Genomic DNA, 4,511 nt, shown 5'->3' with positions numbered 1-4,511 from the left:
GCACTCGGCAAGGCGGCAGGCCTGGTGTTGCCGTTTACCGGCACGGCCAGCATGCAACTGCATATCGAGGAAATCTCACGCTGCGTCGCACGCGGAGCGCATGCCGTCGTCCTGCTCGATCGTGCCGGCTGGCATACGACACCCAAACTCAGACTGCCGCGCAACGTCAGCCTGATCTTCCTGCCGTCCCGTGCTCCCGAACTAAACCCGGTCGAGAATATCTGGCAGTTCCTGCGCGCCAACTGGCTGGCCAATACCGTCTTCGACGGCATCGAGCACATCATCGACGCTGCCTGTTCCGCTTGGAATAATCTTGCCGCCTTGCCTGACACCATTCGATCCATCGGTCTTAGAAAGTGGGCTCACACAGGTCAGTGCCCATAACCGTTGGTATTAGAGGCTCATGCGGATGGCGGGCAAAACATACATCTCGAAGAAAGCCACCCAGAGTATCGAATTTGCGATCCCTTTGGGCGCACTTCTGGCACGTTTGATCTAAGCGCTAAGGGTGGCGTAAAGCCAATGCACGCCGAGGCGGAGTATGGCGGCGCTCGCAGAAGAGAAGAGGATGTAGATAAGGTTTGCACGTGTCCGAAGACCGACAGTGCAGTGTTCGTTTATCGAGCAACATCGTCTAATGAGCGCGGTCGAAAGGATGACGATTATCGAAAAAAGACTGAAGGTGGGCTTACACTTACTGTAGCCGAAGTGTATCAGAGAGATAAGGATTCTCTGGATAAAGCAACTGTCTCGGTCAAAACATTTCGTGACGGCGAAGAGATATATCGAACGAGCACTGATACGAGTGAACCTGACTGAACGATCACAGTGCAATCGATTAGTCGGGTTTAGAGGGACGTAATTCCCATCCGGACATACAAAAGATATCTGCGGCTTTTGCGGGGGGCTACTTGTGTCAACTATGCGGAGCCACCCTTTCGGAGAGCGTATGACCGATATGAGGGCGACTGCCGCCAGTCTTCGGGATGAGGCGACAAGAGAAGGTCTGCTAGTTCAAGCCATGTTTGCGCCCATCAAATTTTACAGAGACGACTGCACATTTGCGTGCATTTTATAAAGTAAATCAATCCTCAGGAAAAATATTAACAGTTAGGGTGATGATTGATATTAGTGGTTGCGGAATGTCAAGCTGAATAGTTTTTGGGGTATTTTTAATATTTACTTTTCCGTTTGCAACGGTAATTTTTTTTGACGTCGTAAATGTCGCATTGTTCGATGAGTTTATTCTAGACTGCCCTCCGTATCCATTCATTGTTATATTTTTATATTGTCGACGCAAGTCATTAGCCATCCGTGTCCACTCACATGCAGCCGACATATTTAATAACTTCCCCATTCCCGAACTGCATAACATACGCAATACCGCAATTGAAAAGTCGTGAGTTTTTCCTAGATAACTATCAGTGTATGAATCAGGCCAGCCAATCTGAAACGGACCGTGAGAAAAATTTTTCCCCCCACTCCAGCCATTAGACTTAGATATAAGAAGATATCTACTAAACTCCTCCATTCCATTCAAAGAACTTCCGAGTATATATTTTCCTATATGGGTAGATTTAACGCCACTCGTTCCTGTATATAGATCTATGCAATCATATGTATTTGTTTTTTCTAGAAGTTTTCTTTCCTTTATGGTTGATTTATTGCTACCAGAAAATTTATTGTGTTTACAGGATATCTTCCCTTGTAGAAGAACAGCTTTTTCGAGAAAAAACCCCTTTCTGCCCTTCACTTCAATAATGAATAATAAATCCGATAGTTCACACTGTACATTTCGTTTATCTATAAGTGTGGATACCGCTTGGGGTGTGCCGTCTATCCAAATTGATTCAGTCTGAACACTAAATGGTATAGACGTAGCCAAAGGTAATTTTGAAAGCCATGAAGCTATTTCTTTTGTTAGATAATTAAGAGAACTCGCATCGTGGAGATAGCGCAGGCCCCATCTTTCGAGATTTTTCCTAGGTTTATGATTGTGTTTGGACAGTTCATTCGCCCAGTTTTTCCACCTCAAGTGATCAGACAATTATTTTACATCCTTCAAAAGTAAAACGGATTTATTTTATAATTTTGTTGGGCTAGATGAGTGTAATGTGCCCCGCAATGTCACTATGCTGCAATCTGGCATCAATGTCGACTTTACGGAAAACGTCACGGCTGGACAGAATGTCTCGAATGAGGGCGGAACCTGAAGGGCTGCTTCTTCTGTAACCAGCTATTCACACCATCAAGCTTACACGGCGTCGTACAATACTCCCACGACGCGACGAGCAGAGATCATCAGGGGAACGTCGCCGATATCGTCTACAACGTCGGTGGCGACGACTATTGACGAACCTAAGCCGCCGATCGTCTCAAACAGCCGCAGATGACCAAGCGCTCCTGGCAGCTTACTGCCCACGCGCTTGAAGATACTGGAGCCGTCAGCAAGGGTCACAGCCGCCAGCTTACCTTCCCAGCCATCGAGTTGAGGCGGCGTAAGTTCGGTGCCACCGAGAATGACCTGACCAGGCAGCGCCAGCGGAACGGCACTATCTTCTTTCACGCGGTATGCGATCTCTACCATATCGAGTTCAGGCACAGTCTCGATGGGTGTCGCCTCGCCTTTGCCAGATGGCGGCGCCATGTCGGTGAATATCGCACCGACTATGCGATATAGACGCACTGCACTGTCGTCGTAAGTCATCGTAGCGCGGCTATTCCGTGGGTCAGGCATCTGAGCCGAAAGCGAAACGCCAATCGCATTAGAAGAGCGTGTAACTCGTCGTGCGAACGTCTGCTTCTTGTGACGCGCGATTACCAGATTGTGGTCGCGACCGGCATAGGGCTCACATTCAACGATTGCGACCGAACCAGATGGAATGGCGAAGCCGAGGCTTTCGCCGCGTACGTAGTAAAGCGACTTTCCCTGAAACCACGTACCATCAAGAGTTTCGTCCGACACATCCTGCGACCCGCCAGATGGCGCTGAACCCATGAACGCAGCGATATCAGGACATATCGGCACAGCAATTACGGGAGGGACGAGAGGGCGCAGCGCTACCAGATTCGTCTCGGCTACTGTTGTGTCGAGGGGCTCGCGCCATCGGTGAAGACGGAACTGCTCATGCACCTTCTCGACGTTCATTCGCAGCTGGGCAAATATCTGCTTTAGGCGATCTACGTCCATGTAGGTAATCGACGCTTTATCGTGATGTGATTGGTTCAGGACGCGACGAGCGTCAGCACCCTCCAGGAACGCCGAGTCGGTCGCGAACTGCTTCACCAGCGGATGGCTGAACAGTTCACTTGAGCCACTGCCTACCATTCCACGCAGGCGATCGACGAGCGGGAAGAGCGTAACCGCCCTCGTGGTGGTCGCGTATGCGGGGTGAGCGATGCTATCGAAAAGATCACCGATGCGCCCTTCCAAAAATACGCGCAGATCGGACACATAGTCCTGTGCTGCGGCGTGGTTATCGGGTGATTGGAGAAACACAGCGCGCTTGCGATCGACCTCCTCCTGCGCCGGCGCCACAAATACCGTCGGATGTACCGAATTCACCGGATGGACCGACAGGTGTTGCGAACCTTCACGATGCTCCGCAACCAGGCAGCGGGCAAACTTTCGGTCATGCGTCGTAATCAGCAACTGCGCCGATGCGGCCAGTCCTGATAGTCCACGGGCAAGCCGCTCTCGGTTGTCATTGTCAAGCAGTTCCTGCGGATCGTCGAGTACCAACATCAGCAAGCCACCGCGCTTCTTGAGAACATACTCTCGGAAAGCAAGGAAAAAACCGAGTAATGCGCCGCGAAGCGCTGAAGCATTTGAGATGAACTGGGCTGGAGCGTTAACGCCGTCCCGGCCAACCTGCAGGCCGATTACCCCCTTGGCGTCCATAACTGTGCCGGTAAGATCGGGCGCGTAAGTGGTAGCATTTTGATACATCGCGCTCCGCCAGCATCTCATGGACCCGGACCTGTTCGCGGAGTTCTGCACGGCGTTCACAGACGAGATGAACCGACTGCGCATGGAGGCGTCCGCCGACATCGGCGCGGCTGAGTCAGAACTGAAGCGGGTCGAGCGCGACATCCAGCGCCTGATGGATCTCTACCTCTCGGAAGCCATCTCAATCGAAACGGTCAAGGAGCGCGGCTCCAAGCTCGAGGCCCGCAAGGCGGAGCTGACGGAGTTCCTCGCGACTGCCGAGGCACCCCCGCCCCTGCTCCATCCCCAGATGGCGGAATTCTACCACCGGCAACTCGCGCGCCGGCACGACATGCTGCATTCCGAGCTGGACGAGAAGCGCCAGGAGGCGGCCGAGGTGATCCGCTCTCTGATCGAGGCGATCATCCTCACGCCGTCCGACAAGGGCCTCCAGATCAATGTCCGGGGCGATCTCGCGGGCATTCTGATGGTGGCATCAGGCGGACAAACGAAAACCCCAGCCCGTTTCCGGACTGGGGTTCGTGATGCGTTCGCATCGCAAGTTCAGATGGTTGCGGGGGCA

General features: G+C 52.2%; 3 protein-coding genes and 1 pseudogene. 2 read left to right on the top strand and 2 right to left on the bottom strand.

Annotated features, from left to right (window positions below; translation table 11 throughout):
- The coding region (locus tag GEU01_RS19585; RefSeq protein ID WP_019086993.1) for a transposase at positions 1-384 on the top strand (384 nt) is incomplete at its 5' end.
- 700 nt (positions 385-1,084) lie between these two features.
- On the opposite strand, the gene GEU01_RS25985 is transcribed toward GEU01_RS19585, so the two are convergent.
- Both GEU01_RS25985 and GEU01_RS23470 read right to left on the bottom strand, forming a co-directional pair.
- Complete coding sequence (locus GEU01_RS25985; protein ID WP_157212902.1) at positions 1,085-2,047, bottom strand: hypothetical protein; 963 nt, start codon at positions 2,045-2,047, stop codon at positions 1,085-1,087.
- Between the two features lie 207 nt (positions 2,048-2,254).
- The gene (locus GEU01_RS23470; RefSeq protein WP_198284505.1) at positions 2,255-3,901 is read right to left on the bottom strand and encodes a hypothetical protein; all 1,647 of its coding nucleotides are present in this window, start codon (positions 3,899-3,901) and stop codon (positions 2,255-2,257) included.
- Positions 3,902-3,968: 67 nt separating this feature from the next.
- On the opposite strand from GEU01_RS23470, the pseudogene GEU01_RS23465 reads away from it, so the two are divergent.
- Positions 3,969-4,511, top strand: a pseudogene (locus GEU01_RS23465) (recombinase family protein); the annotation flags it as partial.

The organism is Komagataeibacter europaeus LMG 18890, assembly GCF_000285295.1.
In the GTDB taxonomy this organism is placed as follows: domain Bacteria; phylum Pseudomonadota; class Alphaproteobacteria; order Acetobacterales; family Acetobacteraceae; genus Komagataeibacter; species Komagataeibacter europaeus.
This window is presented reverse-complemented; position numbering and strand designations above follow the sequence as displayed.